This is a genomic window from Duganella sp. Dugasp78 (assembly GCF_059491455.1).
This window is the reverse complement of the sequence record NZ_CP168506.1, coordinates 6,715,782-6,739,210: the sequence shown is the minus strand read 5'-3', so window position 1 is coordinate 6,739,210 and position 23,429 is coordinate 6,715,782. Positions and strand designations below refer to the sequence as shown.

Genomic DNA, 23,429 nt, shown 5'->3' with positions numbered 1-23,429 from the left:
GCACACGGAAGGGACAAGCCGGGCATGCCTAGGGCGGCGAGGGCTGTCCCGGCAAGTTCATGCGCAGCACGGTGCCGGCGCCGGCCAGCTGGGTCAGCGCCAGTTCGCCGCCGAAGTCGGCCAGGCGGGTGCGAATGGCGCCCAGGTCGAGCATGTCGCGCGGCGTCTGTTGCTCGGGCAGGCCGTCGCCGCTGAGGATGATGGTCAGCCGCTCCGGCCGCAGGTCCAGCGTGGCCTGCACGGTGCGTGTGCCCTTCTGGCCGCACAGATAGCACAGCGCCGACAGCGTGACGCGGTAGATGGCGGTGAGCTGGCGCTGGTCCAACGTCGCGCTGTCTGCGATCAGCTCGAGCCGGCAGCGCAGGCCGTAGCGGCGTTCCAGCTGCTGCAGCTGCCATTCGATGGCGGCCGACAGGCCCAGCGCCAGCGTGCTGGGATGGAGTTCATTGATCAGCTCGCGCACGGCGAGCAGGCAGGCGTCCAGCGTGCCGAGCGCATGCGCGGCGCGCCGGTGCAGCAGCTGTTGCCGCTCCCGGGTGCGCTGGTGCAGGGTCGTCACGTCCAGCTTGAGCGCCAGCAGGTTTTGCGCCAGGTCGTCGTGGATGTCCTGGGCAATGCGGCGGCGCTCGCTTTCCTTGGCGGTGTGCTGGTGTTCGGACAGCGTGCGCAGCTCTTGCAGCGACGATTGCAGCAGGTATTCCGAGCGCTTGCGCTCGGTAATGTCGACGCACATGGCGATCATCAGCTTGGGCTGGCCGTGCTGGTCGTAGGTGGGATGCTTGTGGGTTTGCAGCCAGCGGTTCTCACCCAGGCCGGCATGCCACAGCTGCTCTTCGTAGACGATGGTCTTGCCGGTGGAGAAGGCGGCGCGGTCGTGTTGCAGGTAATAGGCGTGTTGATCCGCCGGGAAAAAGGCGGCGCCGTCGGTGTCGCGCAGGTCGGCGAAGGCGACACCCCACAGAGCCTCGCAGGCGGGATTCATCAGCACGATGCGCGATTGCGCATCCTTGATGAACAGGGCCAGCGGCATGATGGCGATGATGTTGTGCAGCTCATCGTTCGTCGCGGACCTGCCGTCGTCGCCGGACTGGAACTGGGCGACCACGTTGTCGATGTGCAGCTGTCCTAGCGATTCGATAAAGCTTTTCATATTGACAGGCAAAATTAATTTATTTGTTATTCTAATGCCAAAATTTTCATTTTGCCTTATTTTTAATAAAATAAAAGAACTTCTGGTATCCCCTCCCGTAATGCCTACCTGGCCGTTGCCTCCAGCCTGGCCTCCAGCGCCTGCCGGTCGAACGCGGTGCCGGTGCGGCTACCGTCGCTGAAGTAGATGGTCGGCGTGCCGGCCACGTGCAGCTTCTTGCCCAGCGCGAGCACTTGTTCGTTGGGGGTGGGGCAGGCGGCCGGCGCGGCCGGCGCCGCCTTGGTGTTGACGATCCAGTCGTGCCATGCCTGCGCGCGGTTGGCGGCGCACCAGATGTCCTTGGACTTGACCGACGAGTCGTCCGACAGGATGTTCAGCAGGAAGGTGTAGATGGTGACGTTGTCTATCCCTTCCAGCGTCTGGTGCAGCTTGCGGCAGTAGGGGCAGTTCGGATCTTCGAACACCGCCATCACGCGCTTGCCGTTGCCCTTGACGGTCTTGATGGCGGTCTCCAGCGGCAGGTCGGAGAAACGGATCGCGGCCAGCTGGTCGGCCCGGGCCCGCGTCAGGTCCTGGTAGTTGTTGGCGGTGTCGACGACTTTGCCGACGAACAGATAGCGCGCGCTTTCATCGGTGTAGAAGATGTCGCCGTTGGTGCTGATTTCATACAGTCCGCCATACGGCGTCCTGGTCACCGAATCGACTTTGATGTTGACGCCCAGGCGGGGCGTGATCAGGGTTTTGATGCGGGCTTCCGCAGGTGTTTCGGCGTTGGCTGCGGGCAGCGTCAGAAGGCTGGCTGCCAGCAGCAGCGCGGTGGTTTGCTTCATGCGGATGTTCCTGTTGGGTGACGTTATTCGATGCCGCTGGCGCGCGCGCGGATGCGCTCGCGCTCGTTGGGGAAGAGCCGTGCCTGCAGTGCTTCCAGCTGGCGCCGGCGCGTGTCGCTGCCGGCTGCAGCGGTCAGCAGGCCGGCATCGGCGCGGTAGCGCAGATAGTGCGCGCGCCATGTGCGCTCCTCGCCGGCGGCGGCTTCATAGCTTTGCGTGGCGCGGGCCAGCAGTTCGCCGGTGTCGCTGTCGCGTGCCGCCGCCCACGTGGCGTCGTGCAGGCGGCGATCGCGCAGGGTATTGGAATCGGACTCGGCCTCGCTGCCGGCGGCGGCGTTGGCATCGGCGCTTGCGCGCGCGCGCAGCTCGCTCACCGCTTGCGCCAGCTCGGCGTCGTCGGCGCCAAACCAGCGAGCGGCGATGGCCGGCCCGAACGTGCTCTGGCGCAGGCGCGCGCGCTGCTGCTGCCACGTCGCCAGTTGTTCCACCTGCGGCGGCGTGGGGATGGCGCCGGCGGCCAGGGCGATGCGCTGGCTTGCCAGCAGCTCGTCATGCGCGCGCACGTAGGCGGCGTAGCGCGCGGCCAGCGCCTTGACCTGCTCGCCGGCAGTGCCGGTGACTTGCCGGTCCAGATGGGCGCGCAGTTGAGCGGCGCGCGCATTGAGGTCGGCGCCTTCGCCGCGCACCAGGAAGAATTCGAACAGCATGCGCAGCGGCGCATCCACCACCAGGTTGCCGGCGGCGTCGGTCGACAGCGAGGAGGGCGCGAGTTGATCGTCGAGCGACAGCTCGGCCGACTGGCGCAGGCCGTTGTCGAGCTTGCCGAGACCGAAGCTGTCGTGCCACGCCGGCGCGGCAGCTGGCGGCGCCGTCGCGGCCGGGGGCGGGGTGTCGCCGGCTGGCCAGCTCCACACCAGCGCCGCGCCGGTCAGGACGGCGGCGCCCAGCCAGTAGCGTTCGCGGTGCAGAAGTGTGGTCATGGCCGGCTTCAGTATTTTTTATTGATGGCCTGCGCAGCCGGCTCGGCGCCCGGCACCGCCTTGCTGGCGCCGTCCACGGTGGCTGCGTAACGGGTCAGCACCTTCCAGCCGCCGTCCACCTGTTTCCAGGTGTCGACCACAAACACCTGGCTGGGCAGCGCACTGTTTTTCGGCGCCGCGATCTTCCACATGAAGCTGACCAACGCCAGCTCGCCATATTCGTGCACCGCCATCTGTTCGATGCGCGACTCCAGCGCCGGCGCGGCAAACACCTGTTGCTGCCATTCGGCGCGCGCGGTGGGGCGGCCGGGAACGGCGGCGCTGCGCAGTTCGAATTCGTCCGCGACGATTTTTTTCAAGGCTTCGGCGTCGCGGTTGTGCACCGCGTCCAGCCAGTCGTTTTCCAAGGTGCTGAACAGCTGCACCGTGCGGGTGACGGTCGGCACCGTGCGCGGTGGCGCGGCGTGGGCCGCGGTCTGTGCCAGGGCCAGCAGCGCCAGCCCGATCAATGATTTTATTTGCATGCACGTTCCAGTGGGAGGGAAGCCGCCGCGATGCACCGCGGCGGCCGGATCAGTTCAGATCGATTGTACTAGCCTGCTCAGGGATAGTGCTGTGCGCACGCCTGGCTAGGCAGCAGCACCCAGTTCTGCTGGATCAGGTACTTCATGGTGCCGAAGGTCTGGTTGTACTTGGCGCCGTTCGAGGCGAGGGCGGTGGTGCCGAAGTTCCAGGCGCACTTGTCGCCGTTTTCCATGCCGCTTTGGGTCGAGTACCAGGCGTTGCCGTCCGGGTCGGTGACCGCTTCTTCCAGTTCATGCGAGAAGATGCTGGCCATGGCGTCCGCGCCCGGCGTGTTGTTCGGGCTCGGCGAGGTGGCGCCGCAGGCCGACGCGCACTGGGTTTCCGGATTGCCCACAAAGGCGTACTTGATGTTCTGGCCGTTGAAGTTGGTGTTGGTGTGCCAGCCGCAGTACTGGGTGCAGAAGCCCGAGGTGGCGGTGGTGTTCTTGTCGGTCATCACGAAGTAGACGGCGTTGGAGTCCAGCGGCAGCGCGCCGGAGCTGATGGCGCTGGTCACCACGGTCTGGATGTTGGCGTCGGTCAGCTTGCTGCCCAGCGTGCCGGAGTTGGTGGTGCTGCCGGCCAGGGTCACCTGGTTCACCACGTGGTTGTTGCTGGCGTTGTAGTAGGTGGTGTTGATGTTGAAGTAAGGCGAGCCGCCGATGTGCGAGGCGATATTGTTCAGCACATTCTGCGATGCGCTGTCCCAGGCCGAGCCGTACCAGATGTAGTAGACCTTGGTTGGCGCCACCATGACCGGGCCGCCCTGGTAGGTCAGGTTGGCGCTGCGTTGCGCTTTCAGCGTGGCGGCGCGTTCGGGATGGCTCATCGAATCCAGGTCGAGTTCGCCCCAGCCCTTGCCGGTCGGTTTGAACAGGGAGTCCTTGTCTTCTTTGATGGCGCCGGCGTGCGCGGCGGTTACACAGGCCAGGCAGGCTGCCAGCATGGTCAGTTTACGGCTGAATGTCATGTCGATTTCTCCAAAAGGTGCGTCATGTGGGTGTGCCATAGGTACGACTTGTTGTATGCGGCGCCACGCATGTCTGCAGCCAGGCGCGGCGCGCACGCTTCCAACGCATGCCATGCGGCATGCGTGAAATCTAAGCCCCGGCCAGTGCCGGGGAGATGAATTCGGGAGGTGTCGGGCTCTAGGGCAAGAGCGCTTGAGGTGACAGGGGAAGGCAGGACGGATGCAGCAGGCTACGGGTACTCGACTTCATGTGAACTCTCCGGGTCAGATTTTGCCGTTCCGCTCCGCGCGGCGCTTCTGGCGCCTGCGGGGATATTATTTATACTATTTTGATTCTTCGATCAGATGCGTTTAATTCTACTGAAATGTTCCGCTTGCTCGGGGATTTTTGTACGGTGTGTCTGAAAATCCATACACTTTTCTCCAAGGATCACAAATAATGCGGCGCTGAAAACCATCGCTATTTGGCAGGTTTGTGACGGGCGGTAGGCTTTTTTCCGTTTTTTAACAAAAGGCGCGCGGACCTGAAAAAAATAACGCCCCGGACCTTGCGGTGCGGGGCGTGGTGTGGGGCGCGACGGTTTAGCCGGTGTTGCGCAGGCCGGCGGCGACGCCGTTGATCGACAGGTGGATGCCGCGATGGACCCGCTCGTCGGCCTTGCCCGGTTCGCTCGACAGCGCGCGGTGGCGCTTGATCAGCTCCACTTGCAAGTGGTTCAGCGGATCGAGGTAGGCAAAGCGGTTCTGGATCGAACGCGCCAGCAGCGGGTTGCCGGCCAGCCGTTCGGTGGCGCCGGTGATGCTTTGCAGGATGGCCAGCGTGTTGGCATGCTCGTCGGTGATGCGCTTGAAGATGCGTCCGCGCAGTTCCTTGTCCTGCACCAGCTCGGCGTAGCGGGAAGCGATTGCCAGGTCGGTCTTGGCCAGCACCATGTCCATATTCGACAGCAGGGTGGCGAAGAACGGCCATTGCTGGAACATCGCCTGCAGCTGGGCCAGACGTTCGGCCGGCTTGCCGTCCGCGATCCAGGCGCCGATGGCGCTGCCGAAGCCGTACCAGCCCGGCAGCAGCAGGCGGCACTGGCCCCACGAGAAGCCCCATGGAATCGCCCGCAGGTCTTCGATGCGCTTGGTCGACTTGCGCGAGGCCGGGCGCGAACCGAGGTTCAGCTCGGCGATCTCGGCGATCGGCGTGGCGGCGAAGAAGTAGTCGGTGAAGCCCGGGGTTTCATAGACCAGGTTGCGGTAGGCCTTGTAGGCGCGGTCGGAGATCTCGGCCATTACGGCTTCGAACTGGCGCAGCTGGGTCAGGTGGGCGCCGTCGGCCGACTGCGGCATCAGGCTGGCCTCCAGCGTGGCGGCCACCAGCAGCTCCAGGTTGCGGCGGCCGATGTCCTTGTTGGAGAACTTGGAGGCGATGATCTCGCCCTGCTCGGTCAGGCGGATCTGGCCGTTGACGGTGCCGTGCGGCTGCGCCAGGATGGCCTCGTACGACGGACCGCCGCCGCGGCCTACCGTGCCGCCGCGGCCGTGGAACAGGCGCAGCTTGACGCCGGCCTTTTCAAACACGGTGACCAGGTGGGTCTCGGCCTTGTACAGCTCCCAGTTGGAGGTCAGGAAGCCGCCGTCCTTGTTGGAGTCCGAATAGCCCAGCATGACTTCCTGGATCTGGCCCTGCTTGGCGATCAGCGCCTTGACCAGCGGGATCGCCATCACCGCTTCCATGATGCCGGCCGCGCGTTGCAGGTCGGGGATGGTTTCGAACAGCGGGATCACCATCAGGTCCAGTTCCTGTTCTGCGATGCGCAGCAGGCCCATTTCCTTTTGCAGCAGCAGCACTTCCAGCAGGTCGGACACGGTCTCGGTGTGCGAGATGATGTAGTTGCGGATGGCGCGCGCGCCGTACAGCGCGCGGATCTGGCGCGCCGCGCGCAGCACGCCCAGCTCGGAGTCGGTCTCGGCGGAGTAGGCGATGTACGGCGAGTACAGCAGGCGAGGCTGCGACAGCTCGCTCAGCAGCAGCTGCACCTTGGCGTCCTCGTCCAGCGAGGCGTAGTCCGGCTGGCCGCCGGCCTTGGCGAACAGTTCGGCCAGCACGCGCTCGTGGATGTCCGACGATTGGCGCATGTCCAGCGAGGCCAGGTGGAAGCCGAAGATGTCGGCCGCACGCTTCAAGGTCGACAGGCGCGGCTGCACCAGCACGGCGCCGTGGTTGGCGTTGAGCGAGTCGACCAGCACCTGCAGGTCGGCCGAGAACTCGGCCGCCGTGGCGTACGGCTCGGCGTGGCCCACTTCCTTGCGCAGGATGTTGGTCGCGCCCAGCGCGCGGGCGGTGCTGGCCAGGCGGGCGTAGATGCCGATCAGGGCGCGGCGGTAGGGCTCGTCGGCGCGGTGGTCGGAGGTGTCGGGCGACTGGTCGGCCAGCGCCTGCAGTTGCGGGCTGCAGGCGATCATCAGCGTCGACACCGACAGTTCGGCGCCCAGCGTGTGGGCTTCCTCCAGGTAGAAGTCGAGGATGGTGGTGGCCTGGCGCGTCAGCGCGTGCTCCATGGTGCCGCCGTTGACGTTGGGGTTGCCGTCGCGGTCGCCGCCGATCCAGCTGCCCATCTGCACGTAGGGCGCGGTGATGGTTTTCGCTTCGCCATAGTGGGCGGCGATGTCGGACTCGATGTCGTCGTACAGGCCCGGCAGCTCGCGCAGGAAGGTGATGCGGTAGTAGGACAGGGCGTTTTCGATCTCGTCGGCCACGGTCAGCTTGGAATAGCGCAGCATGCGGGTCTGCCACAGCGTGGCGATGCGGGCGCGCAGCAGGTGCATATTGGCGGCGTGCTCCTTCGGCGTCAGCGGCAGGTCGCGCTCGGCCAGCAGGCGGGCGATGTCGTGTTCCGCATCAAGTATCGATTTGCGCTGCACTTCGGTCGGGTGGGCCGTCAGCACAGGGGCGATCAGCGCTTCCTGGAAGAAGGTGCTCACGGTTTCCTGGCCGACGCCGGCTTCCTTGAGCTTGCACAGGGCGAAGTTGACGCTGCCCTGCTGCGGCCTGGAGCCGGCCAGCAGGTGGGCGCGGCGGCGGCGGATGTGGTGCTGGTCTTCCGCGATATTGGCCAGGTGCGAGAAGTAGGAGAACGCCCGCACCACGGAAATGGTCTGCTCGCGCGTGAGGATCTTCAGCATGCCGTCCAGTTCCTTGGCGGCGCCGGCGTCGGCCTCGCGCCGGAAGCGCACGGCCGTCTGCCGGATGGTCTCGACCACGGCGTAGACTTCCTCGCCCTCCTGGTCGCGCAGCACGTCGCCCAGCAGGCGGCCTAGCAGGCGGATGTCTTCTTTAAGTGGCGCGTCTTTGTCTGCGCCAGGTTGTTCAGCCGTTTGATCGTTCGTTGCACTAGATTGGTTTGCCATGAGATAAGCCGCAAAGATGTGAAATGTCGGTGCAAAGGCTTGTGGCCCGGTTCTGCAAGAAGGTGAGCGTGATAAAATTTGTGATCTTAAACACGCGCGTGTGACTGGCCTGCGCCGGTTAGCGCCCGCTACAGCGAAAGAACTGGTTTTGAAAATATCGGAATTACTACAAAATCCTCCGTCCACCTTGGTGATCGCGTCGCGTGAAAGTCGGCTTGCCATGTGGCAGGCCGAGCATGTGCGGGCGCGTTTGGCATTATTATATCCTCAGTGCGATATTAAAATTGTAGGAATATCGACAAAAGGCGATCAAATTCTTGATCGCACCCTGTCCAAGGTGGGTGGCAAGGGCCTGTTTGTCAAGGAGCTTGAGGTCGCCATGGCCGAAGGCCGCGCCGACCTGGCCGTGCACTCGCTCAAGGACGTGCCGATGGAGTTGCCGGAAGGATTCGCCCTGGCCGCCGTGCTGGAGCGCGAAGACCCGCGCGACGCCTTCGTCTCCAACGATTACGCCTCGCTGGACGAGCTGCCGGCCGGCGCCGTGGTCGGCACCAGCAGCCTGCGCCGCCAGGCCCTGATCGCGGCGCGTTACCCGCAGCTGGTGATCAAGCCCTTGCGCGGCAACCTCGACACCCGCCTGGGCAAGCTCGACCGCGGCGACTACGCGGCCATCATCCTGGCCGCCGCCGGCCTCAAGCGCCTGGGCCTGCCGCAGCGCATCCGCGCGCTGCTGGACCCGGCGTCCAGCCTGCCGGCCGCCGGCCAGGGCGCGATGGCGATCGAGATTGCCGAGCGCGCCGATGGTGTCGACCTGATGGCGCTGCTGGCGCCGCTGAACCATGAGGCCACCGCCCAGGCCGTCACGGCCGAGCGCAAGGTGTCCAAGGTCTTCGGCGGCAGCTGCCAGGTGCCGCTGGCGGCCTTCGCCACGGTGGCCGATGGCCAGATGCACCTGCGCGCCATGGTGGCCACGCCGGACGGCGCCCGCATGGCCAGCGCCGAGGTGCGCGGCGCGGCCGCCGACCCGGAGGCGCTGGGCCAGCAGGTCGCCGACCTGCTGCGCGCGCAGGACGCGGTCGACATCCTGGCGTCCTGCCTGAGCGAAGCCGCGCAGGCCGAGGCCGACGCCCGCTCGGCCACGCTGGCCGACGGTGCGCCGTCCTCCGCGCCGTCCTCCGGCACCTGACCAGCGGATGACCGGCGCCGTCGTCATCACCCGTCCGCTGGCGCAAGCCCTGCCGTTGGCGGCCCGCGTTACCGCGCTGGGCCGTCAGGTGGAACTGTTGCCGCTGCTGGAAATCGAAGCCTTGCCCGATCCGGCCGCCTTGCTGGCCGCGCTGGCGCGGCTGTGCGCGCCGCAGCCGGGCTACAAGCTGGTGGCCTTCGTCTCGCCCAACGCCATCGACGCCGCCTTCGCCCATATTCAACACTGGCCGGCCGGCGTCCAGCTGGCGGTGCTGGGGGAGGGCAGCCGCGCCGCCCTGGCCGCGCACGGCGTGACGCCGGAGACGGTCGACATCGTCAGCCCGGCCGACAGCGCCCACAGCGATTCCGAACACCTGCTGCAAACGCTGGACCTGGCCGCGCTGCGCGGCCAGCCGGTGCTGATCGTGCGCGGCGAAAGCGGCCGCGAGCTGATGGCCGACGGCTTGCGCGCGGCCGGCGCCGTGGTCGACGTGGTGCCGGCCTACCGCCGCTCGGTGCCGCGCCTGACGCCGCAGCTGGCGGCCACCGTGCGCCGTTTGCTGGCGCAGCAAAACGACTGGATCATCACCAGCTCCGAAGCGCTGCGCGGCCTGTGCGCGCTGCTGGCGCAGCTGGACGCGGAACACCCTGATGCAACGCAGCAGAATGCTGTTGTGGCGATGCAACAGCAGCATTTGATCATTCCGCATGCCCGGATTGCCGAAACGGCAAACAATTTGGGCTTTTCCCGACTGACGCTCACAGGATCAGGCGACGAACGCCTGCTGGCCGCGTTACAATCACGCCTATGAACGATTTGCCTACCTTACCCGATCCTGTCGTCTCCGCCGGCGCCGCCGCCGAGACTCCGCCTGCGGCGCCGCCGCAGCCTGAACCGAGCCTGCTTGAAACCGTGCAACAGCCGCAGATGCTGCTGGTCGGCATCGTCGTGCTGGCCATTTTATTGGCCGGTCAAACCTGGTCGGCGCACAACCAGGTGCGCAACCTGCGCGAGGAAATGGCGCGCCGCCTGCAAAAGGGCGATGCCAGCAACGCCGAAACCGGCACCCTGGCGCGCGCCGTGCAGGAGACCAGCAAGGAGCTGCAAGGCAAGGTCGCGCTGTTGGAAAACAAGCAGCAGGAAGCGCAGAGCCAGCAACTGGCGCTGGAGCAGCTGTACCAGGACCTGTCCAAGAACCGCGACGAGTGGGCGCTGACCGAGATCGAACAAGTGCTGTCGACCGCCAGCCAGCAGCTGCAACTGGCCGGCAACGTGCCGGGCGCGCTGATCGCCCTGCAGAATGCCGACCGCAGCCTGTCGCGCTCGGACAAGCCGCAATTCATCACCATCCGCCGCGCCATCGCCAAGGACACGGAAAAGCTGAAAGCCCTGCCGAGCGTCGACTCGGTGGGCATGGCGCTGCGCCTGGACAACGTGATCGCGCAGGTCGACACGCTGCCGATGCTGGCGGACGAAACGCCGACGCTGCCGGCGCCGCCGGAAAAGAAGGCCAAGGCCAAGCCGGCCGTGGGCAAGGGCGGCAAGCCTGAGCCGGTCGAGCAGACCAGCCCGTGGCTGCAAACCGTGCAGGACGCCTGGAACGGCTGGAGCAGCGAGATGTGGACCGACGTGCGCCAGCTGATCCGCGTGCGCACCGTGACCACGCCGGACGCGCTGATGCTGTCGCCGACCCAGGCTTACTTCCTGCGCGAGAACCTCAAACTGCGCCTGCTGAACGCGCGCATGGCGCTGTTGTCGCGCAACGAGGCGGCCTTCCGCGCCGACCTGATCGCTGCGCAGGAAGCGCTGGTCAAGTATTTCGATGTCCGCGCCAAATCGACGCAGACCGTGCAGATGCTGCTGCGTCAGGTTCAAAGCAGCAATCTGGCGATTGAAATGCCGACCCTGTCGGACAGCCTGAACGCTGTGCGCAACTACAAAGCGAAGCCATAGTCATGCGTTTATTTCTCTGGATAGTCGCTTTGATGGCTGCGGCCATCGGCATCGCCGTGACGGCGCGTTTCAATCCGGGCAATGTGGTGCTGTTCTACCCGCCGCACCGGATCGACCTGTCGCTGAATTTCTTCGTGGTGCTGGAAGTGGCGCTGTTCGCCTTCCTGTATGTCGTGATCCGCGCCTTCCGCGCCACGGTCAAGATGCCGGGCAAGGTGGCGGCCTACCGCCAGCGCAAGCGCGAGCGTGACGGCAACAAGGGCCTGCGCGAAGCGCTGAAGGCCTTGTTTGAAGGCCGCTTCGGCCATGCAGAAAAGGCTGCGATGCGCGCCTCGGAACTGCCGGAAAACGCCGGCGTGGCCGCGCTGATCGGCGCCCGCGCCGCGCACCGCATGCGCCAGGGCGCGCGCCGCGACAACTGGCTGGCCAAGCTCAGCGACGACAACGCAATGAAGACCGCGCGCCTGATGACGATGACCGAACTGCTGGTCGACGACCATCAGCCGGAGCAGGCGCTGGCGGCGGTGCAGGAGCTCAACGCCAGCGGCACCCGCCACATCCACGCGCTGCAATGGTCGTTGAAGGCGCAGCAGCAGGCCAAGAACTGGCCGGAAGTGCTGCGCCTGGTGCGCTCGCTGGACAAGCACCGCGCGCTGCATCCGGCGCTGTCGTCGCGCCTGCGCGAGCTGGCCTATGACGACATGCTGTCCGACAGCAGCCACGATGCGGAATCGCTGCAACGGGTGTGGGCGACCGTGCCGGGCGCTGACCGCATCAAGCCTTACGTGGCCTGCCGCGCCGCCACCGCGCTCAACGCGCGCGGGCTGCACGACGAGGCGCGCCTGGTGGCGGAAGAATCGCTGGCCGCCGACTGGGACGACCGCGTGGTGCGGGCCTACCGCGAAGCGGCGGCGCCGGCCGGTTCGGCGGCCTTGCTGATGCAGATCGAGCACTGCGAAACCTGGATACACAGCCGTCCGACCGACGCCGAACTGGCGCTGACGCTGGGTTCGCTGTGCCTGAAGCAGAAATTGTGGGGCAAGGCGCAGCGCTACCTGGAGCAGGCCCTGTCCGACGCCGCCGACCCGCGCATGGTGCGCGAATCCCACCTGAAGCTGGCGCAGCTGCACGAAGCGCTGGCCCAGCCGGAAGAGGCGGCCAACCACTACCGCCAGTGCGCGCTGGCCACCATCTTGTAAAAAGAACCCGTCCTCGCGACGGGTTTTTTTACGGCGTGTAGAACCGTTTCAGCAGCGCGTTGACGGCGGCGGTCATGCCCAGCATCGCCGCCGCGTGCGTGCCGGACGCCGCCAGCAGCAGCGTCTGCGAGCCCGCCACGGCCACCTCGCGCACGGTGCCGTCGCTGCTGCACAGCGGCACCAGCATCGGCGCCAGCATCAGGCCGGCGCCGTGCACGGCAGCCATCAGGGCGGCCGAGGCGACGTGGCCGGCCGCGATGGGCGCCATGGCCCGTAGCGCCTGGTCATGCCGCCGCATGACAGCACGCGGCCGCAGCCGGCGCGGCCGCGTAACGGTCGTGATGGCGCACCCATGCCATCGAATAGGGCAGATCTTCCTCGTGGCGGCCCAGCGGGGTCAGGTCGAGGAAATTATAGGTGTGCATCATCACCTCCACGCCACGGCCGTAGGTCGAATAGCTGTGGTAGACCACGCCGTCGTCATCCTTGTAGAACACGCTCACGCCGGGCATGTCGGGGTTTTTTATGGGCTGGCGCTGGTAGTTGTAATTGACTTCGCCGCTGGCCAGCTCCTCGGGCCGGAAGCTGACGTGAAAGTCGTAGTTGAAATCGCCGTCCCCCGACGATACCCAGTTGAAGTGCCAGCCCATGCGATGGCGGAAGCGCTCGATGTCGCCCAGCGCCGCGCGCGAGATGGCGACGAACGTCACGTCGCGCTGCGTCAGGTGGGCGAGGGCGCCGTCGGTGTGGTCCGCCATGTAGGAACAGTGGGCGCATCCCTGTTCGGCGCCGGGCGTGAACATGAAGTGCTGCACCACCAGCTGGCGCCGGCCTTCGAACAGGTCGGCCAGCGTGCGCTTGCCCTGCGGCGTGTCGAACACATAGTTTTTTTCAACGCGCACCCAGGGCAGCGCCCGGCGTTCGCGGGCCACCTGGTCGTGCAGGTGCGTCAATTCCTTCTCGCGCGCCAGCAAGGTCTGGCGTCGTCGCAGCCATTCGGCCGGCGAGACGACGGAGTGGTGCAAGGTTTCGGTAGTGGTCATGGTTGCCTCCTGTAGAAGCGCCTCGGATCGGCGCTGCAGGACAACTGTATGCCGTTGGCGGCGCGGCAGGGAGTAACAAGATTGTCGTGAAACCATCGGGGCGAGGCGGTTTTGCAGTGCTGCGCCGCACAAGCGGGCTGTAGTTCGCTATAATTACGCGGTTAAACATTTGCCAGCACTTACGAGGAAACCCCCATGAGCTTGAATAAAGTATCTTCCGGCCGCGATCTGCCGAACGATTTCAACGTCATCATCGAAATCCCGATGAACGCCGATCCGATCAAGTATGAAGTCGACAAGGAATCGGGCGCGATCTTCGTCGATCGTTTCATGGGCACCGCCATGCACTACCCGTGCAACTACGGCTACGTGCCGAACACCCTGTCGGCCGACGGCGACCCGGTCGATGTGCTGGTGATCACCCCGTTCCCGCTGATCCCGGGCGTGGTGGTGCGCTGCCGTCCTGTCGGCGTGCTGAAGATGACCGACGAAGCCGGTGAAGACGCCAAAGTGCTGGCCGTGCCGGTCGACAAAGTACTGTCGATCTACAGCCACTGGCAGAAGCCGGAAGACCTGAACGAACTGCGCCTGCGCCAGATCCAGCACTTCTTCGAGCACTACAAGGACCTGGAAAAAGGCAAATGGGTCAAGATCGACGGCTGGTACGGTCCGGACGAAGCCAAGGCCGAGATCCTGAGCGGCGTCGCCGCCTACAAGAAGGAAAACGGCATCGCGTAATTCACGCTGCCCGTCAGAGAGCCCCGTGTGGCCGTGCGACGCTCAAGATCGTCGCGCGGCCACACGGGGTTTTTTTTATCCGCGCGGCGCGCCGCTGGCCGCTTCGGCCTCGCGCCGCAGGCGCGACATGTACTGCGGCGTGATGCCCAGGTAGGACGCGATCGCGCGCTGCGAGATGCGCGCCTCCAGCCCCGGATACTCTTCGCGGAACGCCGCCAGCCGCTCCTGGGCCGAGGTTTCGCCATTGGTGTAGGCGCGCTGCGCCAGCGTCTGCAGGCCGTGCATGGCGATATTCAGATGGTAATGCTGCATCACCTCGTGCTGCGCGCGCAGTTCGCAGGAATGCTTCCAGTCCAGCGTGAAGCCATGGATCGGCGTTTCCGCGATCAGGAACTGCACCGCCGGCTGGCTGGTTTCACCGCTGATCAGGTCGGTCAGCGTGGTGGCCGATTCGCCCTCGCGGTAGAAGCGCAAGGTCACCTCGATGCCGTCGCGGTTGAAGAAGCCGCTGCGCACCACGCCGCTGCTGATCCAGTGCACCTGCGTGGCCGGCACGCCGGCGCGCTGCAGGTATTCTCCTTTGCGGACGTGGAATGGCTTGGCGATGGCTGCCAATAATTCGGTGACATTGCTGTAGGATTCATCGCTGACGTCGATGCGTTTCATCGTGGCGGCCTTGAACCGCTCACGCTGTCTTATAAAATCTGCATTCATGCTTGGCTTGCCATGTTCCTGATAGTAGGTAACGCTACCATTTTACCTCGATTTCGCGGAACCCTTTGCCCACCACGCCGGTCTGACACCGGTGAGCGACCGTTTACGAGGGGAGGTGAGCATGGATGCGAGGCCGATGGTATTGCGCAGCTGGTGGATGCTGGCGCTGCGGGGCGTGCTGTTGCTGCTGTTTGGCGCGCTGGCGCTGGCGATGCCGGGGCCGACCGTGCTGAGCCTGGTGGCGATCTTCGCCGTCTACGCGCTGCTGGCCGGCGTGGTCTACCTGACCGGCACGGTGCGCAACCGGCGTCACGCCACCGGGTCGCATGCGTTCGACTGGTGGCTGTTGCTGGTGCTGGGGCTGGTGAGCGTCGCCGCCGGCGTGCTGGCCGTCATGCGGCCGCTGCTGGCGGCGCTGGTGCTGGTGATTGTCATCGGCGTCAATGCGATGATCAGCGGGGTGCTCGATGTCATCCTGGCGGTGCGCCTGCGCGGCCATCTGCGCGGCGGCGGCTGGCTGCTGCTGGCCGGCGGCCTGGTGTCGGTCATGTTCGGCACCGTGCTGGTGACCTTGCCGAACATGGGGGTGCTGGCGCTGGTCTGGCTGGTCGGCGCGTATGCCATCGTGGCGGGCGTGCTGTATCTGGTGCTCGCTTATCGCGCCTATGCACCTCTGCCCGCAAAGACGCCTCCGGATCTCCGTACCGAGCGGCGCGTGGCCGAGCGGCGCATGACGCCGGCAGGCCAGCACTGACGCGCGCCGTCAGCCGGCCTCGCGTCAGCCGGCCTTGAACGGCACGTGCTCGGCCAGCTCGTCGATGTAGTCGTTCATGGCGGCGGTTTCTTCGCGCAGGAAATCGGCGATGGCGCCGGCGAAGCGCGGATCGGCCACCCAGTGGGCGGACCAGGTCGGCGTCGGCACCAGCCCGCGCGACATCTTGTGCACGCCCTGGGCGCCGCCTTCGAAGCGGGCGATACCGTGGCGGATGCAGTAGTCGATCGACTGCACGTAGCAGGTCTCGAAGTGCAGGCCGGAGACGAATTCCAGCGTGCCCCAGTAACGGCCGTACATGATGCCGCCGCCCACCAGGTTCAGCGCGGCCGCCACCGGCGCGTCGCCGCGTTTGGCCAGCACCATCATCATGCTGTCCGGCGTCTCGCGCAGGATGCGTTCGAAGAAGGCCAGCGACAGGTACGGCTTGGAATAGTGCGCGTGGTAGGTCGACACGTAGCAGCTGTAGAAGAAGCCCAGCACCTCGGCGGTGATCTGCCCGCCGGCCAGGTGCTCGAAGTGGATGCCCGCGTCCAGCACGCGGCGCCGGTCCTGGCGGATCTTCTTGCGCTTGTCCATCTTCATGCTGGACAGGAAGGCCTCGAAGTCCGCATAGCCGGGATTATCCCAATGGAATTGCACGCCTTCGCGCAGCATGTAGCCGGCTTCGGCCAGCGCCTGCTTGTCTTGCCCGTCGGGGAACAGGACGTGCAGCGACGAGGTGCCCAGCTGGCGCGCCACCTGCAGGGCGGCGCGCGCCAGCAGCTGGCGGTCCTCCTGCGTGCGGGCCAGCAGGCGGCTGCCGGTCACCGGCGTGAACGGCACCGCCGATAGCAGCTTGGGGTAGTAATCGATGCCGTTGCGATGGAAGGCGTCGGCCCAGGCGTGGTCGAACACATATTCGCCCCGGCTGTGATCCTTCAGGTAGAGCGGCATGGCGCCGGCCAGCACGCCGTCGCGGTGCAGCACCAGGTAGCGCGGGCTCCAGCCGGTGTCGGGCGAGGCGCAGCCGGTCTCGTGCAGCGCGTGCAGGAAACTGTGGCTGAGCGTCGGATTGTCGCCGGCCAGCGCCTGCCATTGCGCCGGGTCCACGCCGTCCAGTGAGTCGATGAGGGTAAATACTGCTTCTGACACGCCTGCCTCCGGCCTTTGATGTTGGCGCAAGTCTAGCCTATCTGACGCCGGTCTGTTGGCTGCGGCACGGCTGTCCCCGTGCGATAATTCGATTTTGCATGTCCTTGTGCTCGAGAAAGACACCACATGACCTCGAATTTCCTGAACCTGTACACCCACGATTTCGCCCGCGTCGCCATCGCCGCGCCGGTGTGCCGCATCGCCGACCCCGCCTACAACGCCCTCCAGACCATCGCGTTGGCCGAACAGGCCGCCGCGCAAGGCGCGGCGCTGGTGGCGTTTCCTGAGCTGGGCCTGTCGGCCTACACCTGCGACGACCTGTTCCACCAGCGCGCCTTGCTGGACGGCTGCCTGGACGCGCTCGACAGCATCATCGTCGCCTCGCAGCAATGGAAGATGGCGCTGGTGGTTGGCGTGCCGCTGCGCGTCGAGCACCAGCTGTACAACTGCGCGGTGGTGATCGCCAACGGCCAGATCCAGGGCGTGGTGCCGAAGAGCTACCTGCCCAACTACGGCGAGTTCTACGACGTGCGCCAGTTCAGCAGCGGCGACTACGCGGTCGCCACCGAGATCGACCTGCTGGGCGAGCGCGTGCAGTTCGGCTCCGGCCTGCTGTTCGAGGTGGCCGACATGCCGCTGTTCAAATTCCACGTCGAGATCTGCGAAGACGTGTGGGTGCCGATTCCGCCGTCGTCGTTCGCCGCGCTGGCCGGCGCCACGGTGCTGGTCAACCTGTCGGCCTCGAACGCGCTGGTGGGCAAGGCCGGCTACCGCAACCAGCTGGTGTCGCAGCAATCGGCGCGCTGCATCTCGGCCTACCTGTACACCTCGGCAGGCACCGGCGAATCGACCACCGACCTGGCGTGGGACGGGCAGGGCGTGATCTGCGAGAACGGCGAAATGCTGGCCGAGTCCAAGCGCTTCTGCGACGAAGCCACGCTGACCTTTGCCGACATCGACCTCGAACGCCTGTCGCGCGAGCGCATGCGCATGAACACCTTCGCGCAATCGGTGCAGCGCCACGCGGCCGAAGTGAACAAGTTCCGTACCGTGTTCTTCGAACTGGAGATCGGCCGCGAGGAACCGCTGGCGCTCAAGCGCTGCATCGAGCGCTTCCCCTACGTGCCGTCCGACGCGCGCCGCCGCGACGAGCGCTGCAATGAGGTCTACAACATCCAGGTGCAGGCGCTGGCGCAGCGTCTCACCTCCAGCAACATCAAGAAGATCGTCATCGGCATCTCCGGCGGCCTCGACTCGACCCACGCGCTGTTGGTCTGCGCGCGCGTGATGGACAAGCTGAAACTACCGCGCACCAACATCCTGGCCTACACGATGCCCGGCTTCGCCACCAGCGAACGCACGCTGACGCAGGCGCATGCGCTGATGAAGCTGGTCGGCTGCTCGGCGCAGGAAATCGACATCCGCCCAAGCTGCATCCAGATGCTGAAGGACCTGAACCATCCGTATTCGGAAGGGCAGGCGCAGTACGACATCACGTTTGAAAACGTCCAGGCCGGCGAGCGCACCAACCACCTGTTCCGCCTGGCGAACCACCACAACGCCATCGTTTGCGGCACCGGCGACCTGAGCGAGCTGGCGCTGGGCTGGTGCACCTACGGCGTGGGCGACCATATGTCGCACTACAACGTCAACGCCAGCGTGCCGAAGACGCTGATCTCGCACCTGGTGCGCTGGGTCGCCGAGTCCGGCGTGATCGGCCGCAACGACGCCCAGGTGCTGCTCGACATCCTCGCCACCGAGATCAGCCCCGAGCTGGTGCCCGGCACGGCCGACGGCCAGCCCGAGCAGCGCACCGAAAGCACCATCGGCCCGTACGAGCTGCAGGACTTCAACCTGTACTACGTGCTGCGCTTCGGCTTCCGTCCGTCCAAGGTGGCCTTCCTGTCGCTGAGCGCGTGGCAGGACAAGGAAAAAGGCCGCTGGCCGGACGGCGACCACGTCACCCGCAACCAGTACGGCCTGGGCGCGATCAAGAAGAACCTGGGCATCTTCCTGGACCGCTTCTTCCGCACCAGCCAGTTCAAGCGCAGCTGCGTGCCGAACGCACCGAAAGTGGGCAGCGGCGGTTCGCTGTCGCCACGCGGCGACTGGCGCGCGCCGAGCGATGCGCAAAGCGTTGTATGGCTGGAAGAATTACGCTCCATTCCGGTGCAGGAAGCAGCGAATTGACAGGTATTCGCATACGTTGATGGACAGAGTGGGCGCGTCGATTACAATACAAAGAATCGCGCGCGGTTCGCCCGGCACCAGATTTTCGTTTGAAACAAAATAAGGAGAAGTCATGAAACAGATTACCGCTGTGATCAAGCCGTTCAAATTGGACGAGGTGCGTGAAGCACTGGCTGAGGTCAACGTCACCGGCCTGACGGTTACCGAAGTCAAAGGCTTCGGCCGCCAGAAGGGCCACACCGAACTGTATCGTGGCGCCGAGTACGTGGTCGACTTCCTGCCGAAAGTGAAAGTCGAAGTCGTGGTCGACGACGGCGTGGCCGAGCAGGTGGTGGACGCCATCATCAAGGCCGCCCGCACCGGCAAGATCGGCGACGGCAAGATCTTCGTGCAGAACGTCGAGCAGGTGATCCGCATCCGCACCGGCGAGACCGGCCCCGAAGCCGTCTAATCTCCTCCGCCGACTTGCCTTATTTCTGAATGGCGTAGGTGTAGAAGAAGTCGTCGTCGCGTTCCCAGCCTTCGCCTTCATACAGCGCCTGCGCCGTCGTGTTGGTGAGCGAGGTGGAAAGTCCGAGGCGGATGGCGCCCACCGCGCGCGCGAAATTGGCCGATGCCGACAGCAGCCCGGAGGCGACGCCCTTGCGCCGTCCGCCCTCGTTGACGAACAAGTCGTTCAAGACAAAAATCCGTCCGAGCGAAACGCTGGAAAAACTCGGATACAGCTGGGTGAAGCCGATCGGGTTGGCGCCGTCGTGGGCGATGAACAGCACCGATTCGCCATGCTCGAAACGGTCCAGAAGGAATTGTTTGGCCGCCGCCACGTCGCTCTCGCGGCCGTAGAACTGGCGGTAGCCGTCAAATAAAACGGACAGGGCTTCGATGTCGGCCAACACGGCCTGGCGGATGCTGATGGTGCTCATGCGTTTCTCTTTCGTGAAAAGTTAAAGTTGTTGAGGGCAGTGTGCCCGTTTATTTTGCTGCCGCATCCTTGACGCCCCGGAACCCGATGCCGCCGGAGCGGTCCTTCGACGGTGCCATGAGCAGGTATTTTCCGTGTTCGTTGAGCTTGTAGGCTTGCGGGAAATACCAGTACGAGTCTTGCGGCTGGTAGTAGCTGCCACCGCGCAGGATCGCCGCGCGGGTATGTTCGTCGGCGAACTCGTTAGTCCATTGCCAGACGTGGCCGATCATGTCTTCGACGCCGAAGGGACTGGCGCCTTGCGGGTGTTGCCCGACCGGCTCGGGCGCCGGCAGTTCGCGTCCCTTGGCGGGCGCGGGGACCATGGCGGCATCCCACGCGTTCCCCAGGGGTACAGGCGGCCGTCGCCGCCTTGCGCGGCATACTGCCATTCCCATTCATTCGGCAGGCGCTTGCCCGCCCAGCGCAGGTAGGCGCGCGCGTCCTCCAGCGACACCCAGGTCACCGGGCGGTTTTCGTCGCCGGCTTTCGGGCTGCCATCGACCCAGTGCTTCAGGAAGTTGTGCTCGTCCTTCGGGCGATACGCCGTGGCGCTGATGAAGGCCTTGAACTGGGCGTTGGTCACCGGGTGCTTGTCCATGTAGAACGGCTTGATCGCCAAGCTATGCACATGGCCCCGCCGCGCGCTGGACTCCCATGGATATTGCACGTCCAGCCCCGGTTTGTTTTCGCCTTCGATTTCTATGCCGTGAACCTGGAAGTCGAAAACCGTTCCCGGTATCCTGACCATGCCTACGGGCTGGCTGGTGGCGGGCGAGGTGGCTGCAACCGGTGTCATGGTCTGGGGCAGCGGCTTCCACTCGCTGGAGTACGACTGCAAGGGGCGGGCCGCCTGCCGCGCCAGCCGCTTCAGGGCGGCGTCCAGATTGGCGACGTTCGCGTCGCGATCGATGCGCAGCACGGCGCCGTAGCCGTGCGCCTCCATCGGCATGCTCAGCTCGGCATAGCCATCGCTGACCACCGGCTTGATCTCCTTGCCGTTCCACAGATCGAAGTAGCGCTGGCCGGGGTGGTGCTTTACGCGCATGATGCGCTCGTCCACGCTCCAGTCGGTGCGGTTGATGATGGTCCAGAGCGTGCTTCCCTCCAGCGGGAACTCGCTGGCGTAGACGCCGTAATGCAGCGTCGGCACATGCGGCACCCAGCCGGCGCTGACCAGGTGATCGGGGAAGGCGCGGTAGATGGTGGCGATGCGGCGCATCGCCTCGCCGTCGCGCGCGGTGAACTGGTTCCACCAGCCCCAGACGTTTTCCCAGCTTTCGATGCCAACGCCGTTGAAGAAGGCGTCCTGCAAAATATTGGTGCGGTCGGTGGCCCAGCGGTCGCACACGTGGACCATGTGGCGCGGCTCCATCCACTTCCATTTGCTGACCAGCGGCACCAGCGACGTCGGCCAATAGCCCCAGCTCTGCTGGTTGTAGGCCAGCATGCCGTCGTCCTTGAAGGCGAGCTCCGGCTCCAGCGCGAGCGGATGGCCGGTGGCGTCGGCGGCGGTGCGGTAGGCCAGCGGCAGGCCGTCCATGGTGTCGCCGTTGATGCCGTCCGCGCCGATCTCCGCCATCAGCGCCGCCGTGGCCTGGTGCATGGTCGTGCCGACGTCGCGCGAGCCGGTATCCCACGGCATGGTCGGGAAGAAGACCTTGACGCCGCGCGCGTGGAAATCCCGGATCAGCTGCCGCACGCCGGCGATGCCGCCGGGCAGGTCGCGCACCATGTCCCACTGGTTGCGGTTGTCGACGCCGATGTTGGGATAGACCGGCCACAGCAGCACACTGTCGATGCCGCCGTAGCGCCGCTCAAGGTCGTTCAGGTAGCGGTCGACGGTGTAGCGCCCGGCGGCCGGGTCGTACAGGTAGCGGTCCTCGACCATCGCCTGCGGCTGCACGAAATTGCGTTGGGTCCAGCGCAGCTCGGGGCGGCGGTATTGCGCATCGTCGTATTGGATCCCGGCCAGACGCCCGCTGCGCCAGCTGCGCATCGCGGCCAGCCATTCCGGGTGCTTGCCGTTGGGATCGCGCTTCCAATTGTTGAGGCGGGCAAGCCAGTCCACTTCGCCGAGGTCCTGCTGGTCGGGGCCCAGCAGCTGGCTGCCGCGCACCTCCACCGCGACCGCCGCCGCGGCTGCGTGCGCGACGATGGCGCCCGATAAAAAGGCCGCCAGCGCGGCTGGAATCATCTTCATCAATTCTTATGGTAGTGGAGGTGCAGCTCGAACTTCCAGGTGACCAGCCGCAGCAGGGTGATGCAGGCCGCGCTGGCCCACAGCGCGAAGTCGTCGGAGACGTCGGTGTATTGCAGGCCGATGTACATCCAGCAGCCGAAGAAGGCGCAGATGGCGTAGGGTTTGCCGTCGCGGAAAACCATCGGCACTTCGTTGCAGACGATGTCGCGCAGCACGCCGCCGAAGATGCCGGTGATCACGCCCATCATCGAGGCGATGAACAGCGGCATGTGCGCGGCCTGCGCCTGCGATACGCCGGCCACGGCAAACAGGCCGAGGCCGATGGCGTCGGCGATCACGATCAAACGTTCGGACAGGATCTGGCGCAGCGTGCGCATCAGCGGCGCGGCCACCAGCGCCAGGATGAAGATCAGGATCGCGTATTCCTGGTGCAGCACCCAGAACAGCGGCCGGCGGTCGAGCAGGATGTCGCGCAGCGTGCCGCCGCCGAACGCGGTGATGAAGGCCACCGTGAACACGCCCACCACGTCCATGCGCTTGCGCCGCGCCTCAACAAAGCCGGAAAACGCACCCACCAGAATCGCGACAACTTCGATGACTGTGATCAGGGAAACGTGCGGAACGGGGACGTGCTTCATGTAGGCTACGAACAAGGTTGCAATATTCGTAGGTTAACATGGCAGACAGACTACGTGTAACTTTTAACCCGCCACCATCAGAGGGGTCGGACCCCGTGCGGGGTCTGACCCCGGCGGTTTGCGCAGTGCGGGGTCAGCGCACCGGCCGCAGCGCGGCGCGCAGCAGCACGATCAGCGCGCCTTCGCCGCCTTCGGACGAGCGGGCCTGGCAGAAGGCCACCACTTCTTCCTTCTGCACCAGCCAGCTGTGCACCATGGACTTGAGCACCGGCTCCTGGCTGCGGGAGCCGAAGCCGCGGCCATGGATCACGCACACACAGCGGTGGTTGCGCATGGCCGACTTGCGCAGGAATTCGCCGATGGCGTCGCGCGCATCGTCGCGGCGCAGGCCGTGCAGGTCCAGCTCGTCCTGCACCGGCCAGTGGCCCTTGCGCATCTTTTTCACCACATCCGGGCCGACGCCGGGAGCGGCGTAGTTCAGCGCCGGATCCTCTTCCAGATAGTGATCGACCTCGAACAGGTCGGACAGCGACTCGCGCAGCACGGCCGCGTCGTCCTCGGCCTGGGTCAGCTTGCGCGCCGGCGCGGCGGCCACGGACGCCGTCTTCGGCATCTGCGGCACATAGCGGTCCGACACCGGCATGCGCTTGACGCCGCCCACGCTGGACTGGAAGATATTCGCTTCCGCTGCCTGCACCTTCTCGCGCTTGACGCGTTCCGCCTCGGCGGCGGCGCGCGTGTCGGCCTGCTCCTTGAGCTGCTTGGCCAGCGATTTCAGATCGGCGAAGTCTTTCAGTCCCACGGT

The 23,429-nt window shown here is 65.6% G+C and carries 21 protein-coding genes and 1 pseudogene; 8 read left to right on the top strand and 14 right to left on the bottom strand.

Annotated features, from left to right (window positions below):
- Positions 1-28: 28 nt before the first annotated feature.
- The 6 genes from ACEN9O_RS29900 to ppc form a co-directional block, all read right to left on the bottom strand.
- Entirely contained in the window at positions 29-1,150 is a 1,122-nt protein-coding gene (locus ACEN9O_RS29900) for a PAS domain-containing sensor histidine kinase (RefSeq protein WP_495615404.1), read from the bottom strand.
- Between the two features lie 104 nt (positions 1,151-1,254).
- Positions 1,255-1,980, bottom strand: coding sequence for a DsbC family protein (locus ACEN9O_RS29895; protein WP_495615403.1), 726 nt, complete (start codon positions 1,978-1,980; stop codon positions 1,255-1,257).
- A gap of 23 nt (positions 1,981-2,003) precedes the next feature.
- Entirely contained in the window at positions 2,004-2,960 is a 957-nt protein-coding gene (locus tag ACEN9O_RS29890; protein WP_495615402.1) for a hypothetical protein, read from the bottom strand.
- Positions 2,961-2,968: 8 nt separating this feature from the next.
- Complete coding sequence (locus ACEN9O_RS29885; protein WP_495615401.1) at positions 2,969-3,484, bottom strand: nuclear transport factor 2 family protein; 516 nt, start codon at positions 3,482-3,484, stop codon at positions 2,969-2,971.
- Positions 3,485-3,561: 77 nt separating this feature from the next.
- Complete coding sequence (locus tag ACEN9O_RS29880; RefSeq protein ID WP_495615400.1) at positions 3,562-4,494, bottom strand: hypothetical protein; 933 nt, start codon at positions 4,492-4,494, stop codon at positions 3,562-3,564.
- 582 nt (positions 4,495-5,076) lie between these two features.
- Complete coding sequence (gene ppc, locus ACEN9O_RS29875) at positions 5,077-7,893, bottom strand: phosphoenolpyruvate carboxylase (RefSeq protein WP_495615399.1); 2,817 nt, start codon at positions 7,891-7,893, stop codon at positions 5,077-5,079.
- A gap of 148 nt (positions 7,894-8,041) precedes the next feature.
- On the opposite strand from ppc, the gene hemC reads away from it, so the two are divergent.
- Genes hemC through ACEN9O_RS29855 form a run of 4 tightly spaced genes read left to right on the top strand, consistent with a single transcriptional unit; the run spans position 8,042 to position 12,231 of the window.
- A complete protein-coding gene (gene hemC / locus ACEN9O_RS29870; protein WP_495615398.1) occupies positions 8,042-9,079 on the top strand; it encodes a hydroxymethylbilane synthase in 1,038 nt (345 codons plus the stop codon).
- Between the two features lie 7 nt (positions 9,080-9,086).
- Positions 9,087-9,890, top strand: a complete 804-nt coding sequence (locus ACEN9O_RS29865) for a uroporphyrinogen-III synthase (protein WP_495615397.1) — start codon at positions 9,087-9,089, stop codon at positions 9,888-9,890.
- On the top strand, positions 9,887-11,032 hold the full coding sequence (locus ACEN9O_RS29860; RefSeq protein ID WP_495615396.1) for a uroporphyrinogen-III C-methyltransferase: 1,146 nt from the start codon (positions 9,887-9,889) through the stop codon (positions 11,030-11,032). The genes ACEN9O_RS29865 and ACEN9O_RS29860 overlap by 4 nt, the downstream gene beginning before the upstream one ends.
- Before the next feature lie 2 nt (positions 11,033-11,034).
- Complete coding sequence (locus ACEN9O_RS29855) at positions 11,035-12,231, top strand: heme biosynthesis protein HemY (protein WP_495615395.1); 1,197 nt, start codon at positions 11,035-11,037, stop codon at positions 12,229-12,231.
- Positions 12,232-12,259: 28 nt separating this feature from the next.
- Here ACEN9O_RS29855 and ACEN9O_RS29850 read toward each other — a convergent pair whose 3' ends face one another.
- Together ACEN9O_RS29850 and ACEN9O_RS29845 are read right to left on the bottom strand one after the other, a co-directional pair.
- The gene (locus ACEN9O_RS29850) at positions 12,260-12,499 is read right to left on the bottom strand and encodes a hypothetical protein (RefSeq protein WP_495615394.1); all 240 of its coding nucleotides are present in this window, start codon (positions 12,497-12,499) and stop codon (positions 12,260-12,262) included.
- 16 nt (positions 12,500-12,515) lie between these two features.
- Complete coding sequence (locus tag ACEN9O_RS29845) at positions 12,516-13,274, bottom strand: DUF899 domain-containing protein (RefSeq protein WP_495615393.1); 759 nt, start codon at positions 13,272-13,274, stop codon at positions 12,516-12,518.
- Positions 13,275-13,469: 195 nt separating this feature from the next.
- Between ACEN9O_RS29845 and ppa the strand changes: the two genes are divergently transcribed.
- Positions 13,470-14,012, top strand: coding sequence for an inorganic diphosphatase (gene ppa, locus ACEN9O_RS29840; protein WP_020705915.1), 543 nt, complete (start codon positions 13,470-13,472; stop codon positions 14,010-14,012).
- Positions 14,013-14,087: 75 nt separating this feature from the next.
- Here the strand turns inward: ppa and ACEN9O_RS29835 are convergent, their stop codons facing one another.
- Positions 14,088-14,678 carry a Crp/Fnr family transcriptional regulator gene (locus ACEN9O_RS29835; protein ID WP_495615392.1) on the bottom strand — a complete coding sequence of 197 codons (591 nt, stop codon included), beginning with the start codon at positions 14,676-14,678 and terminating at the stop codon, positions 14,088-14,090.
- A gap of 169 nt (positions 14,679-14,847) precedes the next feature.
- Here ACEN9O_RS29835 and ACEN9O_RS29830 point away from each other — a divergent pair, with 169 nt between their 5' ends.
- Positions 14,848-15,480: an HdeD family acid-resistance protein gene (locus ACEN9O_RS29830; RefSeq protein ID WP_495615391.1), complete on the top strand. Its 633-nt coding sequence runs from the start codon at positions 14,848-14,850 to the stop codon at positions 15,478-15,480.
- Positions 15,481-15,504: 24 nt separating this feature from the next.
- Here the strand turns inward: ACEN9O_RS29830 and ACEN9O_RS29825 are convergent, their stop codons facing one another.
- Entirely contained in the window at positions 15,505-16,632 is a 1,128-nt protein-coding gene (locus tag ACEN9O_RS29825) for a GNAT family N-acetyltransferase (RefSeq protein ID WP_495615390.1), read from the bottom strand.
- 126 nt (positions 16,633-16,758) lie between these two features.
- On the opposite strand from ACEN9O_RS29825, the gene ACEN9O_RS29820 reads away from it, so the two are divergent.
- Positions 16,759-18,822 (top strand): NAD(+) synthase, encoded by a 2,064-nt coding sequence (locus tag ACEN9O_RS29820; RefSeq protein ID WP_495615389.1) that lies wholly within the window; start codon positions 16,759-16,761, stop codon positions 18,820-18,822.
- A gap of 112 nt (positions 18,823-18,934) precedes the next feature.
- Positions 18,935-19,273: a P-II family nitrogen regulator gene (locus ACEN9O_RS29815; RefSeq protein ID WP_495615388.1), complete on the top strand. Its 339-nt coding sequence runs from the start codon at positions 18,935-18,937 to the stop codon at positions 19,271-19,273.
- A 19-nt stretch (positions 19,274-19,292) separates the two neighbouring features.
- Here ACEN9O_RS29815 and ACEN9O_RS29810 read toward each other — a convergent pair whose 3' ends face one another.
- The 4 genes and pseudogenes from ACEN9O_RS29810 to ACEN9O_RS29795 form a co-directional block, all read right to left on the bottom strand.
- Complete coding sequence (locus ACEN9O_RS29810) at positions 19,293-19,745, bottom strand: GNAT family N-acetyltransferase (protein ID WP_495615387.1); 453 nt, start codon at positions 19,743-19,745, stop codon at positions 19,293-19,295.
- Positions 19,746-19,794: 49 nt separating this feature from the next.
- Positions 19,795-20,534: pseudogene (locus tag ACEN9O_RS29805) on the bottom strand (formylglycine-generating enzyme family protein).
- 1,451 nt (positions 20,535-21,985) lie between these two features.
- Complete coding sequence (locus ACEN9O_RS29800) at positions 21,986-22,624, bottom strand: trimeric intracellular cation channel family protein (protein WP_117009744.1); 639 nt, start codon at positions 22,622-22,624, stop codon at positions 21,986-21,988.
- Positions 22,625-22,757: 133 nt separating this feature from the next.
- A complete protein-coding gene (locus ACEN9O_RS29795) occupies positions 22,758-23,426 on the bottom strand; it encodes a Smr/MutS family protein (protein WP_495615386.1) in 669 nt (222 codons plus the stop codon).
- Positions 23,427-23,429: the final 3 nt, after the last annotated feature.